General features: G+C 41.5%; 19 protein-coding genes. All 19 read right to left on the bottom strand.

The genetic code is table 11. The features are described from left to right. Positions 1 to 62: 62 nt before the first annotated feature. Positions 63 to 533: a DinB family protein gene (locus tag TV75_RS20365; RefSeq protein ID WP_044340616.1), complete on the bottom strand. Its 471-nt coding sequence runs from the start codon at positions 531 to 533 to the stop codon at positions 63 to 65. Between the two features lie 155 nt (positions 534 to 688). Next, the gene (locus tag TV75_RS20370; protein ID WP_044340617.1) at positions 689 to 1117 is read right to left on the bottom strand and encodes a S1 domain-containing RNA-binding protein; all 429 of its coding nucleotides are present in this window, start codon (positions 1115 to 1117) and stop codon (positions 689 to 691) included. 74 nt (positions 1118 to 1191) lie between these two features. After that, entirely contained in the window at positions 1192 to 1581 is a 390-nt protein-coding gene (locus TV75_RS20375) for an FtsB family cell division protein (RefSeq protein WP_044340618.1), read from the bottom strand. 44 nt (positions 1582 to 1625) lie between these two features. Then, positions 1626 to 2279, bottom strand: a complete 654-nt coding sequence (yabQ, locus tag TV75_RS20380; protein ID WP_044340619.1) for a spore cortex biosynthesis protein YabQ — start codon at positions 2277 to 2279, stop codon at positions 1626 to 1628. Further along, positions 2276 to 2578, bottom strand: coding sequence for a sporulation protein YabP (gene yabP, locus TV75_RS20385; RefSeq protein WP_044340620.1), 303 nt, complete (start codon positions 2576 to 2578; stop codon positions 2276 to 2278). The genes yabQ and yabP overlap by 4 nt, the downstream gene beginning before the upstream one ends. Before the next feature lie 87 nt (positions 2579 to 2665). Beyond that, positions 2666 to 2935 carry an RNA-binding S4 domain-containing protein gene (locus TV75_RS20390; RefSeq protein ID WP_044340650.1) on the bottom strand — a complete coding sequence of 90 codons (270 nt, stop codon included), beginning with the start codon at positions 2933 to 2935 and terminating at the stop codon, positions 2666 to 2668. Positions 2936 to 2957: 22 nt separating this feature from the next. Further along, positions 2958 to 4418: a nucleoside triphosphate pyrophosphohydrolase gene (gene mazG / locus TV75_RS20395; protein ID WP_044340621.1), complete on the bottom strand. Its 1461-nt coding sequence runs from the start codon at positions 4416 to 4418 to the stop codon at positions 2958 to 2960. 13 nt (positions 4419 to 4431) lie between these two features. Continuing rightward, positions 4432 to 6051 (bottom strand): putative polysaccharide biosynthesis protein, encoded by a 1620-nt coding sequence (locus tag TV75_RS20400; RefSeq protein WP_253275575.1) that lies wholly within the window; start codon positions 6049 to 6051, stop codon positions 4432 to 4434. A 175-nt stretch (positions 6052 to 6226) separates the two neighbouring features. Next, the gene (gene spoVT / locus TV75_RS20405) at positions 6227 to 6763 is read right to left on the bottom strand and encodes a stage V sporulation protein T (protein ID WP_044340623.1); all 537 of its coding nucleotides are present in this window, start codon (positions 6761 to 6763) and stop codon (positions 6227 to 6229) included. Between the two features lie 306 nt (positions 6764 to 7069). Then, positions 7070 to 10600 carry a transcription-repair coupling factor gene (gene mfd, locus TV75_RS20410; protein ID WP_044340624.1) on the bottom strand — a complete coding sequence of 1177 codons (3531 nt, stop codon included), beginning with the start codon at positions 10598 to 10600 and terminating at the stop codon, positions 7070 to 7072. Positions 10601 to 10682: 82 nt separating this feature from the next. Next, positions 10683 to 10913: an anti-sigma-F factor Fin family protein gene (locus TV75_RS20415; protein ID WP_044340625.1), complete on the bottom strand. Its 231-nt coding sequence runs from the start codon at positions 10911 to 10913 to the stop codon at positions 10683 to 10685. 134 nt (positions 10914 to 11047) lie between these two features. Next, positions 11048 to 11605 (bottom strand): aminoacyl-tRNA hydrolase, encoded by a 558-nt coding sequence (gene pth, locus TV75_RS20420; protein ID WP_044340626.1) that lies wholly within the window; start codon positions 11603 to 11605, stop codon positions 11048 to 11050. An 84-nt stretch (positions 11606 to 11689) separates the two neighbouring features. Further along, positions 11690 to 12343, bottom strand: coding sequence for a 50S ribosomal protein L25/general stress protein Ctc (locus TV75_RS20425; protein ID WP_044340627.1), 654 nt, complete (start codon positions 12341 to 12343; stop codon positions 11690 to 11692). A gap of 222 nt (positions 12344 to 12565) precedes the next feature. After that, a complete protein-coding gene (locus tag TV75_RS20430; RefSeq protein ID WP_044340628.1) occupies positions 12566 to 13525 on the bottom strand; it encodes a ribose-phosphate diphosphokinase in 960 nt (319 codons plus the stop codon). 13 nt (positions 13526 to 13538) lie between these two features. After that, positions 13539 to 14912, bottom strand: coding sequence for a bifunctional UDP-N-acetylglucosamine diphosphorylase/glucosamine-1-phosphate N-acetyltransferase GlmU (gene glmU, locus TV75_RS20435; protein WP_044340629.1), 1374 nt, complete (start codon positions 14910 to 14912; stop codon positions 13539 to 13541). A gap of 703 nt (positions 14913 to 15615) precedes the next feature. Continuing rightward, the gene (gene spoVG, locus TV75_RS20440; protein ID WP_032085215.1) at positions 15616 to 15909 is read right to left on the bottom strand and encodes a septation regulator SpoVG; all 294 of its coding nucleotides are present in this window, start codon (positions 15907 to 15909) and stop codon (positions 15616 to 15618) included. A gap of 171 nt (positions 15910 to 16080) precedes the next feature. Then, positions 16081 to 16455 carry a RidA family protein gene (locus tag TV75_RS20445; protein ID WP_044340630.1) on the bottom strand — a complete coding sequence of 125 codons (375 nt, stop codon included), beginning with the start codon at positions 16453 to 16455 and terminating at the stop codon, positions 16081 to 16083. A gap of 15 nt (positions 16456 to 16470) precedes the next feature. Beyond that, positions 16471 to 17307 (bottom strand): pur operon repressor, encoded by an 837-nt coding sequence (purR, locus tag TV75_RS20450; protein ID WP_044340631.1) that lies wholly within the window; start codon positions 17305 to 17307, stop codon positions 16471 to 16473. Positions 17308 to 17378: 71 nt separating this feature from the next. After that, entirely contained in the window at positions 17379 to 18233 is an 855-nt protein-coding gene (gene ispE / locus TV75_RS20455) for a 4-(cytidine 5'-diphospho)-2-C-methyl-D-erythritol kinase (RefSeq protein ID WP_044340632.1), read from the bottom strand. Between the last annotated feature and the right edge of the window lie 181 nt (positions 18234 to 18414).

An 18414-nucleotide genomic window follows, 5' to 3' on the forward strand; every position in this document is an offset into this window, starting at 1 on the left:
CGGGTCATAGCAAAAAAGACTATCATAATATGATAGTCTTTTTTTTCGAATAAAGAAGCACATCAAGCTTTTTCTGCAGACACCACTTCTTCAATTTGCTCCTGATGATGTTTATCGTGACCGATAAAGTCTTCAAAAAACTCTTCAAGTGTAAAGCTTTGATCTCCTACTCTAAACGAGTGCTGCAAATCAGTTTCAGATAAACTATATACATAAGCTATAATTGAATCGCGTGTTTTGATACCCTCTTCAATCAAAGCTTCTTTATTAAGCCCACCGTGCGCATATTTTTCAGCTTCTCCATTAAAACATTGAAAGTCCGGAAAAGGAGACAGCTGCGCTCCTTCTGATACATTTGGAAGAATCTCTTCCAAGGAATATTGGTCCCATTTGATCATGTGAGAAACATTTGCAGCAATCGACCACTTGTTTTCCTCCATTGGCTGAAACCACTCTTTATCATTGATCCTTTTCAATTCATTAAGCCACAGCTTAAACGATTCATGATGATCGATTATCTGTTCCTTTTTCATAATGGCTGCCTCCATAAAGTTAGTTGTGACTATTTAATTCGATGGTGGCGTGTCATTTTCCTGTCTCCACTATATAAAAAAAACAGGCACACTCATCATCATGAGTATGCCTGTTTTCCGTTCACAACCTGCTATATGAGTTAATAGACAGCAAGTTAACCTTTTTTCGCCCCTCTTCCACCACGACGAGACTCAGTATTCTTCTTCAAAGATGATAAACGATCTTCACTGTCTTTCAAGAAACGTGCCATCTTTTGTTCGAAACTCTCTTTAGTGCGTGTGTCGTTCTGTTTGTTATTATTACTACGCGGGCGTTGAGGACGCTGAGGGCGCTGCGGGCGTTGTGGTTGCTCTTTCGCTTTTCGGATGGACAAACCGATCTTTCCATCTTTCTCAACATTAATAACCTTAACCGTTACTTCGTCGCCAACTTTAAGGTGTTCATTAATATCCTTAACATAGTTGTCTGCAACTTCACTAATGTGAACTAAACCTGTTGAACCTTCCGATAATTCCACGAACGCTCCAAAATTTGTAATACCTGTTACCTTACCCTGTAACTTGCTGCCTACTTCGATTGACATAAAAGAAATGCTCCTCCTTAAAATGATAAAAGATAAACCTTATTATATATTATAGCCAATTAAAAAAAAGAGTGTCAATAAGACACCTCTTCTTCTTTCTCTTTATCTGGTTCAGGTATGTTGAAAATAATCTCACCATCATCTGATAAAAAGTAATCCCGGCGTGCCAGTTTGGCTATATATTCATCGTCGTTAAGCTTCACAATCTCTTCTTCCAACGCGGTTTGCTTATCTTTAAGATGTTCTAACTTTTTTTCTAATTGTGCTTTTTCAGTACGTTTATCTTCTAAGACTTGGGCTCTGGAAATGAGAGTCGAAACTAAAAATCCACTAATTGCCAAAACTAATACAAAAAATACTGCTAATCGACGGACTAAACGCTTTCTTCTCTTAGAAGACGATTTATGCATATGCTCCTGATGGCGGACATATTCATTTTCCATTGGTGTCACGTTTTTTCTCATTCCCAAACCTCCTTTACAATATGGAGTGGAAAAAGCCGTAAGCCCTATTCTTTATCTTTAGGTTTTTTGTTAAACTTTTTTACCACTCTATATACTTTTTTGATATACGCTTTAAAAATCCCTGCCAGTTTATTATATAACTTCTCGACTCTTTTTGTAAGATTTTTCGGCAATAAATTCCAAATACCCTTTAATATCCACCATATTGGAGCAGTTACGAGCTTAATCGCCCAATGCACTACCTTCCAAATGACTTTTAATAGGAAGATTATGACGGATAAGAGCCCTTTTCCTATAGATAATACCATTGTAATGAGAAGCACGATTATCCATTTAATCGGTGAATAAATTAATTTTTTCATCATTTGCACACCGAAATTATAAAGGGAGATAAAAAATAAGATCAGCCGTTCCAAAAAGGCAAGATAAAACTGCTTGATGAGAGCTTGATAACCAGCAAAACCACACAGCAAAGCAATGAAAATATAAAAGCGGATCTCACCAAAATTGACGACAAATAAAATGTAAAAGATGGACAGGGCTTGTAAAACCCAAAACATGATGTCGTTTAGGAATACAAGCCACCGTTTTCTTTCAGACCGGTTTAAGAAACGATTGTACGTATCCAAGGTCGCACCAAATAAAGCTCCCATTCCGATCATGGAAAGCATGGTGTAGAACTGGGTTGAGAGCGTCATCGAAACAGCTTGCTAAAGAAGCCTTTAGCCTTCTCCCCATTTTGTTCATCCAGGTATACGAGATCAAACACCTTTCCTTTAATGGAGACGATGCCTTTGTCTACGTCTAAATTTTTCATTTGAAGATTTTGGCCCCTGACAGACAAAAAGCCCATCACGGTTTCGAGGAGAAACTCTTCATTATCAAAGCTTTCCACTTGTTTAACACCGGTGATGTCAAGAAGTTTGCGTCCCCTCATCATCACGTCATGTTCTTGAAAAGTCGTTTTATCTTTGTTTCCATCATAATATTGATTCATTATCCATCCCTCACATTCCCATAGTACAAGCTTTGTAACTATGTTTATGTTTTCGGGAGAGAAATAGAACCTCTGACTATGTAATCCTTACTCCGTTTCTTCTTGAACCCTTTCTTCTGAAAGGACGGAATAAAGTCCACTCGCTTCTTCTTTTTTTGTTGTTTCAAGAAGCCTTTCTATCTTTACCCTCATAATCTTTTGACCAAACCTCACGCTTAATTCGTCCCCGACTTTCACGTTAGAGCTCGCTTTCGCTTGCAGTCCATTCACTGTTATACGGCCCTGGTCGGCAATTTCTTTCGCCATCGTTCTTCTTTTTATCAGTCTTGATACTTTTAGAAATTTATCTAATCTCATTGATACCATTATACATTTCCCCTTATTCGATATTCATCTTTTTGGCTTCGTTCCAAAATTGGTCTAACTCTTCTAAAGTGAAATCTTCAAAGCCCTTACCCGTTTTCAAAACCTGCTCTTCCACATAAGAGAAGCGGCGATAAAATTTGGTGTTGGTCATGGCGAGGGCTTCCTCTGGGAATACCTTATAGAATCTGGCTACATTGATAAGTGCGAATAAAATATCACCAAATTCTTTTTTTATTTGGTTTTCACTATTATTCTCGACCTCGTTTTCAAATTCCTTTAATTCTTCCCATACTTTCTCCCAGGCACCTCGTGGGTCCGACCAATCAAAGCCCACTTTTGCTGCTTTCTTCTGGTATTCATATGCCTTCATGAGAGCCGGCATTCCTTTCGCCACGTTCTTAAGCATCGGTTCATGTTCAACCGGCTTTTCTTGCTTCTTGATTTCATCCCAGTTCGCTTTCACCTGTTCCGTATTTTCCACTTGAACCGAACCGAATACATGAGGGTGTCTGCGGACCATTTTGGAAGCAAGACTTCCAATCACTTCCTCCATGGTGAACATTCCTTCATCCTCACCTATTTGGGCATGAAGCATGACCTGGAGCAGGACATCTCCCAGCTCTTCTATCATGTGATCAATATCATCTTCCTCAATGGCTTCCAGTAACTCGTACGTTTCTTCGAGTAAGTATTTCTTGAGGGAATCATGCGTCTGCTCTTTATCCCAAGGACACCCATTCGGTCCCCTTAGTGTCGAGATGATCTCTCTTAGTGTTGCATATTGTTTATACGTGGATGCCCGTTCTTTAACAGCCGGGACGTACAGGCTTGTTAAATTGCTGAGATGGGCTACACGATCAAGTTCAACCAGGGGGATTCTATCCACCTTCTCTTCCTTGCTGCCAGCCGCCGTGACAAGCATGACTTCATAATCATAAGGATAGAGCTCCATCAGGGTAATCTTCACCTCAGACGCAATAAAGGCATCATACACCTGTCCGATGATAAGCTGTTGATTCATATGGATATCGTGAAGCTTTAAGCTGGTACCGTCCAATAACTGAAAACCATCGATGGGATCCGCTCCGACTGAAGCGAACAGGGCATCAATGAAGCTCTGTCCCCCGCCGATCGACACTTGTATCTTCCCTTTTTCATGAAGTTCCAGAAGCATTTGAACAGCCTTTTCAGCCACTAATGGATGACCCGGAACGGCGTAGACGAGTGAATGCTTTTCAGATGCCCTGACCAGTTCACCTACAATTTCTTCATACACGTGGTCGAACTGTTCATGCTTTTCATATACTGCATCAAAGGATTGAAACTCGACTCCTTCTGCTGTTAAATCCTTAACGACTGGATGCTCCTTCGTACGTAAATATAGATGTGAGCTGCTCTTTATTAATCGGTACACTCCTAAAGGGAGCTGTTCAATATCTCCTGCACCTAAACCCACAATTGTAATTGTATGCATAGTGATCTCCTCGCTACTTTTTATTCATTGGTTGTACTTTTTCCATTAGCCAAACCCATTTACTACCAAAAGGCAAATAACCGATCTCTTCTCTTGATAGGACATTCCCTCTTAAAAATACGATAAGAAAGAGGGTGCCACCGATACAAACCCCTCCTAAAGAAAAGAGTACGGAAAGCTCCCGTTCAGGCATTCCTTTGTCTAAAAGTGTATCATATATCCGCAAAAACACCTGTAACCCGATGGTCATGGATCCACCGCTAAAAAGTAAGGTTTTGTAGAAAGAAAAAGGAAAAAAACGAATAGGGAATAGCCTTCTTAGCTTCCCGATCATCATTCCGGTAATGACAATTAAAGAGCCAACAGTGGCGATGGAAGCTCCCATGATCCCCATGATGGGAATGAGATAGGCGTTGCCGATATATTTTAAAATAATGCCCATCAAAATACAGAAAGCAGGATAATAGATTTTTCCGATCCCTTGGAAAATGCCTGCAAACGTAAGAATGAGACAGCTAAAGAAAATCGATACACAAAAAACAGCTATTACCTGGGAGCCAAGGGCATTTTCAAATAACATCGTATTGGTGGGAACCATGATATTAATGAGCCCCAATGTAGCAGCAAATCCGATGGTAATGCTAATTTTAAGGGACAGCTGACTGTACTCCCTCACTAAATCATCTTTCTGTTTCAGATAAGCGCTTGTCACCAATGGAACGATGGTCAGGGAAATCGAGGTCGCCACTACCGTTCCCAGCTGGACAAAGGGTTGTCCCCTGTCATAAATTCCCTTCCACGTTTTCGCACTTTCCGCTTCCATACCTGATGAGGTTAAGAGGGAATATACATTTAAGGAATCAACAAACTGAAGAAGGACCAGCAGCATGGCACTTACACAAATAGCTGTTCCGTTCTTTAATAATCGCGACCAAATATGTAAATAATCTCCTGGTAACCTAAGGGTTTTCCGTGAAAACAGCTTTTCCTTTCGGGCTGACACAAAGAAAAGTAAAACCAGCAAGCCTCCAATACCACCGGTTATCGAACCGAATAGCGCCCCGTTCCCGGTGAGATACAGGGAATATCCTTGAGATACCAATATCGTGGAAAATACGAGAATGGTCGTCACTCTTATCGTCTGCTCCATCACCTGTGAAACGGCGGTTGGCATCATATCTTCTTTTCCTTGATAGTACCCCCTCATGACAGAGAGGGGAGCTAACAAAAGAAAGGATAAGGAAATGACTTGAATCAATGGTTTAAGGAGTGGATCTCCCATCCAATCGGCAATGACCCCCGCACCAAAGTACACGAGAAGAAACCAGCTTAATCCAACGAGACATAGAAACAGGAAGGAGGTGACAACTATATTCTTCGCTCCTTCTTCATCTTCATTTTCTAATTTCTCGGCTACTAACTTCGAGATGATCACAGGGAATCCATAGGTGGATAATGCAATGGCAATTCCGTAGAAGGGATACACCTGTTGATAGATATAAAAACCAATATCTCCAACAATATTTTGAAACGGCACTCGATATACTGCACTCAATATCTTCGTCACTAATGCGGCAACCGTTAATACCATTGCCCCCTTCAAAAATTGGTTGGACGAGTACTTCTTACTCAACCAGCTTTCCTGCCTTTCTGTACCACTTTTTCTATGCCCTGAAGTGTCTGATCCGACAGAGAAAAAATCATTTATGTACTGGTCATTTTACCATAAAGAGCTGTCTGTTTTCTCCAATAGCATCGTTTAAAGCACAAAACAAAAAAGAAGAGCGGCAATGTGCCGCTCCTTCAGGTTATTGCTCCATTTGTCTTGCTAAAAAGCCAGCTGCCGTTTCTACTGCCTTTTGTTCCACTTCGCCTACTGTACGTTCCTTCGAGAAGATCGCAACGGCACCAATCGGATCACCATTTGCGACAATCGGGGCAATCGTATAGGAAGCAAGATCCTCACCGTGTCCTTCGACAAGCTCAGCTTGTCCTTGTTGAGTGTGTAATAGAGACGTACGGTCATCCATTACCTTTTCAACCAGTTCACTGATGTTCTTATTTAAATATTCTTTCTTTGAAGCGCCGGAGATTGCGATTACAGCATCTCGATCACAAATTAACACAGCACTCCCAAGGCTGTCGTATAATGCTTCGCCGTATTCCTTAGCAAAGTCACCAAGTTCACTGATTGGGGAGTATTTCTTTAAGATGACTTCTCCGTCACGATCAACGAAGATTTCCAGGGGATCTCCCTCGCGAATCCTTAATGTTCTACGAATTTCTTTCGGAATGACGACACGCCCTAAATCATCAATACGACGAACAATACCAGTTGCTTTCATCTATAGTTGCCTCACTTTCATCAGATGATTTTTATTTGGCAATGTACCAACTTGTTATTGAATACTTTACCAGTGTTGAGTTTAGTATCTTACAACTTAGAAGTTCTATACACATTCAGTTATTTTTTCTGTAATTTCACTAAAATTCTAATGCAGGTATCTTTTTCCATTGTTGGCAGCTGCATAAATACTAATACCCTTATCATAGTAAAGTAAAACAATCAGCGCGTTTACATTTTGGTTACAGTATTATAACGAAGGGAAGAATTTCCGTTTTCCATCTGATGGGTGAGGCTGCTTTCATTCTTAAGCGTTTTCTTCTACTTTTAATGCTTCATCTAAGTGCTTGATGATGTCATAAGCCATATTAAACCATTTGGATGCTTCCAAGCGCGTGGTATTGATGGATATTTTAAGCTTAGAACCTTCCATACCAAGCCCGACAGCCCTGCCGTGTTTATTGCATAAGTTAAAGACTTTGGATCCATCGATCTGTGCCGTTCCGTCTGGCGACATGAAGATGTTCACAGATTTCTTATCCTGCTTGATGGATTCAAGCTTTGTATTTTTAGCGTATATTTTCATTTCAGAGATTAAGAATAGATAGCCGACTTCCTCTGGATACTCTCCGAATCGGTCAAGGATCTCTTCTTCCAATTCTTCGATTTCCGGAAGGGAAGAAAGAGAACGGAACCGTTTATACATTTCAATCTTCTGATGGCCGTCTTTAATATAATCATCCGGAATATAGGCATCGATTTCGATATCCACTTCAAAGCTCGACTCCGGCTGCTTCGGCAGATCTCCTTTTCGTTCCTCGATTGCTTCTTTCAGCATTTGAGAGTACAAGTCAAATCCGACAGAATCAATAAAGCCGTGCTGCTGTGCTCCCAGGAGATTCCCTGCTCCACGGATCGTCAGGTCGCGCATGGCAATTTTAAATCCTGAACCGAGCTCAGTAAATTCTTTTATTGCCTGCAATCGTTTTTCTGCGACTTCCGTCAGCACCTTATCCTTACGATAGGTGAAGTAGGCATAGGCCACCCTGTTTGATCGTCCTACCCGTCCTCTTAATTGATAGAGCTGAGACAAGCCCATCCGATCGGCATCAAAGACAATTAATGTGTTCACATTCGGGATATCTACCCCCGTCTCAATGATTGTCGTTGTGACCAATACATCGTATTCCCCAGCAAGGAAGCTTAAAATAACCGCTTCCAGCTCATTTTCACTCATTTGACCGTGTGCGTAGGCAATTCTCGCATCCGGTACAAGCATGGAGATTTCGTCTGCTTTCCTTTCAATATCCTCCACCCGGTTGTAGAGGAAATACACTTGACCGTTACGGGCCATTTCTCTTTCAATGGCTTCTTTTATCAAGGCACCGTTGTATTCCATCACATATGTCTGAACAGGGAAGCGATTCTCCGGTGGTGTTTCGATGACAGATAGATCCCTTACTCCAAGCATCGACATATGGAGTGTTCGTGGAATTGGGGTAGCCGTTAAAGTCAACACATCAATATTCGTCTTTAGTTGCTTGATCTTTTCTTTATGTGTAACCCCGAATCGCTGTTCTTCATCGATGATCAATAAACCTATATCACGATATTGAATGTCTTTAGACAGAAGACGGTGAGTTCCGACTACGATATCAACCGTACCATTCTTAAGACCCTTCGTCGTTTCCTGCTGCTGTTTTCTTGTTCTGAAACGGCTCAGTAACCCGATCTCAACCGGAAAGTCCTGAAAACGCTCTTTAATCGTTTCATAATGCTGCTGAGCAAGGATTGTGGTCGGTACGAGAATGGCGACCTGCTTTCCATCGGCAATGGCTTTGAAGGCCGCACGAATGGCCACTTCTGTTTTCCCATAGCCTACGTCTCCACATAATAAGCGATCCATCGGACGTTCCCTTTCCATGTCGTGCTTGATCTCACTAATAGAACGCAGCTGATCGTCTGTTTCCTCATAAGGGAAGGCCATTTCAAACTCTCGTTGCATATCCCCATCAGGAGAAAAGGCATAGCCCTTTGCCGCTTCACGTTCAGCATAGAGTTTGATCAGGTCATCGGCTATATCCTGAACAGAAGACTGTACCTTCGACTTAACCTTTTTCCATTCGCTTCCGCCTAATTTATATAGCTTGGGATCCTTATTTTCTGAAGCTACATATTTTTGAACGAGCTCAATTTGATCGACGGGAACATAGAGTTTGTCATTCCCCTGATACTTCACATGCAGGTAATCTTTATGGACCCCGTTGATTTCTAATGTCTCAATCCCCAGGAATTTACCTATCCCGTGATTCACATGAACAACATGGTCGCCGACCTTCAGTTCAGAATAACTTTTGATTCGTTCAGCGTTTGAAAGCTTTTGTCTTCTGGGCTTCTTTTGGGTCCTCTTATTAAACAACTCTTCTTCCGTAATGACAGCAAGCTTCTGAAGGGGGAGCTCAAATCCGCTCGTCAGGCTTCCGTTAATCATTTGAATCGTTCCGGGTAACAGGTTATCTTCATCTTCCACGAAGGCGATCTCAATTTTATAATCGTCCAGCACCCGTTGAAGCTTCTTCACCCGTTCTTCATCCGGTCCCAGTAAAACGACGGTATATTTTCCTTTTTTCCAGCGATCCAGTTCCGCCTTCAATACATTCATCTGCCCATGGAAATTCTGCATGGGTTTTGTAGATACATTAAAGATATTCTGTGGGCTTGTATTAGGAATATGACGCAGGAATAGTGAAAAATACACCTTTGGGAGCTTAGTAGAACTAATCAACCTGGAAAAGGCATGAGATACCGGTACGTCATGGATGATTTGTCCTTCTTGTAACAAAGAGGTATACCACTCGGCTTCCTCTTTCTCAAGAGATTCACTCATTTCTTGTACACGACTGAATTCGTCAAAGAAAATGACCCCGTCCTCGGGTAAATAATCTAGCAAACTACTAGGATTTTCATATGCCAACGATAAGTACTTGAAAATCTGCTCAGGGACCTGGCCATTTTCAAGCTGATCCATCTCATGTCCTATGTACTCTGTTAACTTTTCCTTTACAGCAGCTGCTTTGACTTTCTTTAAACTCGAAGAAAGTCCGGATTCAATTTCACGGATCAATCTTTCGATATTCTCATATTTCAATAAGACCTCTGTGGCAGGACCTATTTCCATGGAATCCAGTTTATCAATCGATCGCTGATCCTCTACAGAAAATAATCGGATGGAATCAATTTCTGTATCAAATAACTCGATCCGTACAGGATTTTGGGACGTTAAAGGAAACACATCGACGATCCCCCCACGAAGGCTGAATTCGCCAGGTGTACTGACCATTCCCGTCCGCTGATATCCCATTTGAACCAATTGGTTTAACACTTCATCCAAGTCGATATCTTCCCCCGTTGTAAAACGAATTTGATTCGTTTCCCACATTGATTTCGGAGGAAGGATCTTTCTTAACCCTGCAACAGGAACAATGTAGACACCTTTATGATTCTGGGACAGCTTGTTTAATACTTCAATTCGTTGAGCTCTCAGTTCCGGACTGGCCACACTTAATTCTGCTGCGATTAATTCATTGGCAGAATATAAATATACTTCATCCTCGGATAAAAATTGAATGAGATCGTCATAGATTTTCTGCGCTTGAAACAAATTATGTGTAACCACTACAGTGGATTTCTTTGTTTGTAAATACACATCCGCTATATAGGCTGTTCGAGATGAGCCTGACAATCCTGCTACAAGTTGTTCTGATAATTGTTCTTCCACTCCAGTGATGATGGACTGGATTTCTTCACTTTGATGAACCTGTTTTAGAATACCTTTCAAGTGTACGCTCCTCCCCTACGGATCTTTCTATATATCTCAGGTTGTAAACAGAAAAATGCTTTGGTTCTGAACCAAAGCGTTCTTACTGAATGATATGATCTAATTGATGATAGTCCGGGTTTCTTTCCAGACTCTCCTGACAATCTTCACAGATGGTCTTTACATGGATATCTCCGTTGTCCCGATACTGAACCATGTGTAACCGTTCTTCATCTGACAGCGTATGAATCCCGAGCTGCTCCGAATGAACAGATACGTTTGAAAGTGTTCCAACATTCGTGCCACAATGTCGACACTGATAATGGATTGCCATACCGTTTCCCTCCATACACATTTATACAGTTAGTATGAACCTGTTAGAGGGGAGTTATTCAACTCTTAAAAAGGAATGATGGATGGCTTAACCAAGATGATCTATTTGTCTTGGAAGTTCAGTATATGAAACCCTTAATTGAATTTATTCATCACTTCGAGGAAAGGTTTATCGAACCATGTTTCGCATGCTTCGACACTGGCAGAGATCGCCTTATCAAGCTCCGCCTGCTCTTCCTTATTAAATTTACCAAGTACGTAATCCGGAACGCTCATCCCATTGACAGGACGGTCGATTCCAACTCTAAGACGATTAAAGTGTTGAGATCCTAAGTGAGCGATTGTCGATTTAATGCCGTTATGACCGCCTGCACTTCCTTTTTGTCTTAATCTTAATTTCCCTACTGGCAAGTCCAAATCATCATAGATCACCAGCAAATCTTCCTCTTCAATATCAAAATAATCCATAAGAGGGACAATGCTTTCTCCAGACAAATTCATATAGGTAAGGGGCTTTAATAAGATGATTTTTTCACCTTTATAATGGTACGTCCCGTACACTCCTTTAAACTTTGACTGATTTAACGAAACTCCCAGTCGATCTGCTAAAGCATCTATAATAACAAACCCGATATTGTGTCGTGTTTTCTCATATTGCGATCCCGGGTTTCCCAGTCCAACGATTAACTTCATTTCTAACACCTCTTCTGACCTTATACTTCTAGAATAACGTAAAAAGCGCAACCTGCAAAAGGTTACGCCAAAAAATATTGATTTTTATTCTTCCGTTGATTCACTTTCTTCACTGGCCTCTGACTCTCTTCCCTCTTCATTATCAGGAGTACCTGCTTCCTGCTCTTCACCACTATCGATCTCTTCTTCTTGTCTAGGAGCAAGAATGGAAGCAATCGTACGATCATCTTCTTCGTTAAGCGTTACGCTGTATTTGTCTCGGATATCACTGATCGTTACCGTTTCTCCGACTTGAAGATCGGCAATATCGACTTCAATCGCTTCTGGAATATCCTTAGGTTTAGCCGTAACAGAAACCTCATGTAATGGCTGCTGCAGTACGCCTCCGTCTTTTACTCCAGCCGCTTCTCCTACAAGATCGATACGGACATCCGCATCAATTTCCTCTGACATATTTACAGCAAGGAAATCAACGTGTGTAACGGCATCCTTCAGATGGTCCTGTTGATAGTCACTTAAAATGACGTTTTGTTTGTTGCCATCTACATTTAAAGAAATAATTCCGTTTCTTCCTACTTCGCGAATCGTTTTGATAAATGTAATGGCATCTACCATAATAGGTGTATTATCTGCTTTGTAGCCGTACACGACTCCGGGAATATTCCCCTCATGTCTCAGCTTTGTTAATGAAGATCGTTTAAAATCTTTTCTAGTATTTGCCTTTAATTCTGTTGCCATGTCTAATCCAACACCTTCCCTAATCTTTTATGTTAGTTAAAGTTCTATATATAGTAATTACCCTAATATGATTTGAAATAAACATAGAAAAATCAATTTATGACGGGAAGGACACTGAAAGAACCTTGTCAGATAGGTGTTTTAAAGATAAACAAATAGAAAAGCCTGCCCTATATAAGGGACAGGCTTTTCTTCATATGCACAAACTACAAATATTAATTCTTAATCAAAAAGCGTGCTGACAGATTGTTGTTCATAGACACGGATGATGGCTTCACTGATTAGTGGAGCCACTGACAGCGACTTCACTTTACCGATCATTTTCTCTTCACCTAATGGGATGGAGTTCGTCACAACCAGTTCTTTAATATTTGAATTCTCGATGCGCTCAATCGCAGGACCCGAAAGAACAGGATGCGTACAGCAGGCAAAGACTTCTTTCGCTCCGTTTTCTACTAACGCATTTGCAGCAAGCGTGATTGTACCTGCTGTATCAATGATATCATCGATCAAGATGGCGATTTTCCCGTCGATATTACCAACGATATTCATAACCTCTGCAACGTTTGGTTTTGGACGGCGTTTATCGATGATGGCAATCGGTGCTTTCAATCGTTCCGCAAGCTTACGTGCTCTTGTCACTCCTCCGTGGTCCGGGGATACGATCACAAGGTCTTCATTATTGAATCCTCTTTCTTCAAAGTAATCCGCTAAGATCGGAACACCCATCAGGTGATCAATTAAGATATCAAAGAAACCTTGAATTTGAGGAGCGTGCAGGTCCAGCGTAATAACGCGGGTAGCACCGGCAGTCTCTAACAGGTTCGCAACCAATTTAGCTGTGATCGGCTCACGCGCTCTTGCTTTACGATCCTGACGGGCATAACCATAATAAGGCATAACAATGTTGATCGTTTTAGCAGATGCCCGTTTCAAAGCATCGACCATAATAAGAAGCTCCATCAGATTTTCATTTACAGGCTGACAAGTAGACTGAATGACGAATACATCACACCCACGGATACTTTCTTCAATGTTAATCTGGATTTCACCGTCACTAAAACGCTTAACAGAAGATTTCCCTAACTCTACTCCTACTTCATCGGCAATTTCCTTTGCAAGATGGTAGTTTGAATTGAGGGAGAAAATTTTTAATTTGGAATTAATATAAGAGTTTGGCATTGTGGACCTCCAATTATTTCTTATGGTTTAGATTTTGAACATAGTTTTCTTTATTTACTTGGCGAGCTCTTGCAATTGAAAGAGACTCTCCAGGAACATCCTCAGTAATCGTAGAACCAGCAGCAATGTAAGCACCTTTTCCGACTTTCACTGGCGCGACCAGATTAGAATTACAGCCTACAAATACACCATCTTCAATCTTCGTCAAGTGCTTGTCCTTCCCATCATAGTTCACTGTGATCGATCCACATCCAATGTTGACGTCACTTCCAACCTCTGCATCCCCAATATAACTTAAGTGAGATGCTTTACTTGCTTTACCAAATGAAGCCTTCTTAATTTCGACGAAGTTACCAATCTTCACTTCATCCTCAATGGTCGAAGCCGGACGAATGTGAGCAAATGGCCCAATATGAACATCCGATCCAATCGAGCTGTCATGAGCAACAGATTGCTTCACGACTGTTCGGTCGCCGATTTGACAATCCTTCACCTCAGAGTTTGGTCCGATCATAGCGTCTTCACCGATTGTGGTGCTGCCCGTAAGAACCGTACCCGGAAGGATAACCGTATCTCTGCCAATCGTCACATCGGCATCGATATACGTAGTGTTTGGATCCTTTATCGTTACACCATTTCGCATATGGTATTCATTGATGCGCTTTTTCATCGTGATCTCTGCCTGAGACAGTGCAACACGGTCATTCACACCCAATGTCTCATCAAAGTCACTTGTTTGGTACGCACTTACGATTTCGCCTTCAGCTTGAAGGATCTCAATCACATCCGGTAAATAATACTCGCCTTGCACGTTATCATTGGAAACCTTTTTCAAGGCATCGAATAACGCTTTATTATCAAAACAATAAGTTCCAGTATTAATTTCTTTCACGTTTCGCTCTTCATCAGTTGCGTCCTTGTGTTCAACAATGCGCTCCACTAAGCCATCTTGATTACGGATGATACGTCCGTATCCATCTGGAGATTCAGTGTGACCAGTCAAGATAGTCGCTTTCGCACCCTGTCCTTCATGATGCTTCACTAATGCTTCCATCGTTTCCCCTTTAATGAGCGGTGTATCACCACATACCACTAAAGTAGTACCTTCTAAATCACCCAGCACATCCTCAGACTGCATGACAGCGTGAGCGGTGCCTAATTGCTCAGCCTGAAGGGCAAAATCACTCTTCCCCTCTAAATGCGACTTCACAAGCTCGGCACCATGGCCAACGATTGTGACAGTCTTCTCTATATGTAGTGTTGAAATTTGGTCGACCACATGTTCCACCATCGGCTTGCCACACACAGGATGAAGAACTTTGTAAAGCTTCGACTTCATTCTCGTACCCTGTCCAGCAGCTAATATAACGGCATATCTATTTGTCATTTTTGGTCCTCCAATAACCTTTTTATCCATAACGAATATATCCTAAAAACTTTATCATTTCAAGGATTCATATAAAAGTACATATATTTGTCAAACGAAAAGCGGAGGCGGCTCGTTCAGAGGCGACAAGCATAAGGCGAATCCGCACAAAAGGCGCTCTTTGCCTTTTTTGTGGATTTGACTTATGACCTCGAGCCTCTAGCCGCCGGAGCTGGACATCATCGAAAAGCGGAAGGGGCTCGCCCTGGGGCGACAAGCATAAGACGAGTAACCCGGAAAGGCGCCCTTTGCCTTTTTGGGTTACTTGGCTTATGACCTCGAGCCCCAAGCCCCTGGAGCTGGACATCTCGAAAAGCGGAGGCGGCTCGTTCAGGCCCGACAAGCATAAGATGAATTGGCCGGAAAGGCGCCCTTTGCCTTTTTGGCCAATTTAGCTTATGACCTCGAGGGACTAGCCGCCGGAGCTGGACATAACGAAAAGCAGAGGCGGCTTGCTCAGGCCCGATATGACCGGAAAGGCGCACTTTAACATCTATGTCGAATTTTCTTTCCCTTAAGGTACAAAAAAATAATAATAATAGGTTTCAATACTCTAAACATCGGGGTATACAAAAAACGTAAGAACTGCCACTTTTAAACGATTGGCTCTTAAAGACAAAAAAAAGAGCCTTACAAAAGTAGGCTCTTGATGTAATAGATTCTATTAGGAAGCCCCAGCTTCTTCTAACTCAACTTCTTCTAACTCACCTAGACGATGATACTCAGCTAAAACGGCATCTTGGATCTTGCCGCGAGTACCCGAATTGATTGGGTGAGCAATATCACGAAATTCTCCATCTGGAGTCCGCTTGCTTGGCATCGCTACAAATAAGCCATTGTTCCCATCAATAACGCGAATGTCATGAACAACAAATTCATTATCCAGCGTAATAGATGCGATAGCTCTCATGCGACCATCGGTGTTTACTCGGCGTAATCTTACGTCTGTTACTTCCATTCTGTTCACCACCTTTTTCCCTAGATGAAATCTACTCTATGTATTCAACGAATTATTTAGATATTCCTTCTTAAATTGTAAAATTTTTTGAAAAGTTTTATTTTTTATATCATTTCATCTGTTTCATTTGAACTACACTTCCTTTTTGACACAAAAAAACACCCGTGAATATTACTTCACGAGTGCGATTACTTCGATCTCAACTAAGGCATCTTTAGGTAAGCGGGCTACCTCTACACAAGAACGAGCCGGCTTGTGGTTACTAAAATATTCCCCATATACTTCATTAATCGTACCAAAGTCATTCATATCCTTAATAAATACAGTGGCTTTTACCACTGTTTCCAATGACGCTCCGGCTTCTGATAATACGGCTTGAAGATTACGGAACACCTGATGCGTTTGTTCCGCTACATCCCCTTCCACCATAGTACCTTCTGCCGTCAGAGGGATTTGACCTGAACTATAAAATAAATTATTTACGACAATCCCCTGAGAATATGGGCCAATTGCAGCTGGTGCTTGCTTAGTAGAAACTACACGCATATTAAACGCCTCCCCTTATGGTAGAAATGTTAAATTTGATTGAAAATAATTTCCTTCCGTCAATGAAATCTGTTTATCTATTTCATTCACATCAGACAATTTTAACAATGAAACATAATCATCCACTAGTCGACCATCGATACTATTGGATTCAACTAAAACCCCTATTCCCGATAACGTAGCCGAGAACTCTTCCAGTAAGTTCTTCATACCGTTGATGGTTCCCCCTGCCTTCATGAAATCATCGACAACCAATACTTTAGACCCTTCCTTCAAACTTCTCTTGGAAAGAACCATGGATTGGATTCTCTTCGATGAGCCGGAGACATAATTAATGCTCACAGTCGATCCCTCTGTTACACGACTATCCCGTCTAACGATGACCACAGGAACATTTAAGTATGAGGCAATTGCATTTGCAATCGGTATCCCTTTTGTCGCTACTGTCATGATGACATCAATATCTTTCTCAGCAAAAGCGGACGCCAGTAATTTCCCTACACTTTTCATGAGCTGAGGGTTACCCAGCAGGTCAGTCATGTAAAGATATCCGCCTGGCAATAAACGATCTGAGCTTTCCAGATGAACACAAAGCTCATTTATCATTTCTTTCGCTTCCTGACTGTTTACCTTTGGAACATACTTCACTCCCCCGGCTGCCCCGGGAACTGTTTGAACCGTCCCCACACCCCGTCCTTCAAATGTTTCCTTTACAATCGTCAAGTCCTCACTGATGGAAGACTTTGCAGAACCGTACCGTTCAGAGAAAAAAGTTAAAGGAACAAGTTGGTGGGGGCGTTCTAATAAATAATGCGTCATATCAATTAATCGTTCACTACGCTTAAACTTCACCAAAGAAACCTCCTAAATCCGAATATTATAATGTAAATATATCATTAATATACGGATTTCGGCAAGAGCTCTTAATCTCCCAGCATCCGCACCGCGAACACTTGATCACAAAAACCTCTTAAACCATTATAGATTCGATGAAGTCTTGATTCATATTGCACTAATCCATATACCGTTGGGCCACTTCCGCTCATTAGAACAGCATCGGCACCAAAACGCTCCATTTGGTCTTTTATTTGGGCCACTTCGGGGTGCATATCCAATGTGACCGATTCAAGTACATTCCCAAGATTGGAGCATATATCATGATAACTTCCATGTTCTAAAGCTGAAACCATGGCGCTTGTATTCGGGTGTGTGATGTTTTTCAGGTCCAAATTTTTATAAACATCTGCCGTTGAAACTCCTATTGTTGGTTTCGCTAAAATAACCCAACAATTAGGTGGAGCAGGTAGATGTTTGATTTTTTCACCTCTGCCTGATGCTAAAGCAGTCCCCCCATATACACAGAAAGATACATCTGAACCAATTTCGGAACCAAGCTCTGCCAGCTCGTCCATACTGAGACCTAGATCCCATAATCGATTTAACCCTTTTAAAGTTGCTGCTGCGTCACTGCTCCCGCCTGCTAATCCTGCTGCTACAGGTATGACTTTATCAATGGAGATGGCTACCCCTTTTTTGATATTCAACCTCGTCTTTAAAAGCTGTGCAGCCTGATAGGCAAGATTTCTTCCATCGTCCGGTACAAATCGATTATGCGAGAGAATCTTAATCGTGTCATCGGAAAGATTCGTAAGCTCAATTCTATCTGCTAAATCAATTGTAGTCATAACCATCTCAACTTCATGGTAACCATCTGAACGTTTATGTAAAACATCAAGTGATAGGTTAATTTTTGCCGGCGCCTTCACTAATAACCTCATATCATCACCTTCTTACCAATACTCTTTGTTATATTGTATCATACACTTATTATCGAGGGTGTTAACTTCTAAACATACTCATACAAGTATGTTATTTTATCATGTAAAGTACTGATAGGAAAGAATGACTTGCCAATATTAAACAAGGGCCACCTGAAAAGCACTATACTTTTTTGGCGGC

This window comes from Rossellomorea aquimaris (assembly GCF_000935355.1).
Lineage (GTDB): Bacteria > Bacillota > Bacilli > Bacillales > Bacillaceae_B > Rossellomorea > Rossellomorea aquimaris_B.